The 1,397-nt window shown below is 75.6% G+C and carries 2 protein-coding genes; one reads left to right on the top strand and one right to left on the bottom strand.

Annotation, left to right across the window (positions count from 1 at the left end):
* On the bottom strand, window positions 1-763 hold a 763-nt coding region (locus tag H5J30_RS33350; protein ID WP_309505710.1), incomplete at its 3' end, for an EamA family transporter.
* A 115-nt stretch (window positions 764-878) separates the two neighbouring features.
* Here H5J30_RS33350 and H5J30_RS33345 point away from each other — a divergent pair.
* A complete protein-coding gene (locus tag H5J30_RS33345) occupies window positions 879-1,373 on the top strand; it encodes an Lrp/AsnC family transcriptional regulator (protein WP_181791468.1) in 495 nt (164 codons plus the stop codon).
* The last annotated feature ends 24 nt before the right edge of the window (window positions 1,374-1,397 follow it).

Raw genomic sequence — 1,397 nt, 5'->3', positions numbered from 1 at the left:
GCGCGAACGTCGCCCGCGGCACCCGCGCCATGGCGAGCTGGTCGCACACGTACGGGATCACCGACGAGCAGACCCCCACCCCGAAGGCCGCCGCCAGCAGCGCCGGGGACGTCACCACCGCCGCCGCCTCCCCGACCCCCGCGGGCGCCGCGACGACCGCCGCCACCAGCATCGCGGCCCCGAGCCGGCCCACGCCGGCGGCGCCCCCGTCCGCGGCGAGCCGGTGGCCGAGGACGACGTAGAGCACGAACAGCGCGCAGTTGCCGAAAGCCAGCGCGAGACCGAGCGGTTCCGCGACCAGATGCGCGTCGGTCAGCAGCGCGACACCGGCGATCACCAGCGCCAGCGCGGCGGCGTTCCGCCGGGTGCGTGCACCCGCGGCGGCCAGCACCACGGGGCCGAGGAACTCCACCGCCCCGACCGTCCCGAGCGGCAGCCGCTCCAGGGCGAGATAGAACGTGCAGTTCATGGTGGCGAGCACGGCGCCCATCGCCACCAGCAGCCGCCGCTGGTACGGGGTGGTGGCCCGCCAGTCGCGCCACGGCCGCCGCCAGACGGCGAAGACCAGCGCCGCCGAGGCGATGCGCAGCCAGGCGACACCGAGGACGTCGAGGCGGGCGAAGAGCAGCACGGCGCAGGCCGGTCCGAGGTAGTGGAAGACGGCGGAGGAGACGAGGAACGCCGGCGGCGGTACGCGCTCGGCGGCGAGGGCGAGCCGGCCGGCGGGGGCGTCGGCGGGGCTGCGGGGCGGGGAGTCGGCCACGGAGGAATCGTCGCAACGCACGCCCGCACGGACCATGACGAACCGGAAAGCGGCATGGCCGATCACTTTCCGGTTCGGGGTAGGAATCGGGCAACCGCCGTGCGAAGGTGAAGCGGTGGACGCACTCGACCGCTCGATCCTGACCGAACTCGACGCGGACCCCCGGCTGTCGACGGCCGAACTGGCCCGGCGCACCGGCGTCTCCGTGCCGACCGCCCGGGAGCGGGTGCGGCGGCTGGAGGAGTCCGGGGTGATCCGCGGATACCGCCTCGACGTCGATCCGGCGGCGCTGGGCTATCCGGTGGCGGCGTTCGTCCGGGTGCGGCCGGGGCCGGGTCAGCTGCCGCGGATCGCCGCGCTGGCGCGGAGCCTGCCGCAGGTCAGCGAGTGCCACCGGATCACCGGCGAGGACTGCTTCCTGCTCAAGGTGCACGCGACGGATCTCGACACCTTCGAGGAGGTGCTCGACCGCTTCCTGCTGCACGGCCAGACGACGACGTCGATCGTCCAGTCCACGGCCGTGCCGCCGCGAACGCCCGGGCTCGGCCCGCACGCGGGCGGGGGCACGGGCGGGCGCGGGGGCACCGGAGCCGGGGGGCGGGTTCCGTAGCCGCTGCGGCTGGGCCCTGTCTGA

Source organism: Streptomyces phytophilus, from assembly GCF_013870535.1.
In the GTDB taxonomy this organism is placed as follows: domain Bacteria; phylum Actinomycetota; class Actinomycetes; order Streptomycetales; family Streptomycetaceae; genus Streptomyces; species Streptomyces phytophilus.
This window is presented reverse-complemented; position numbering and strand designations above follow the sequence as displayed.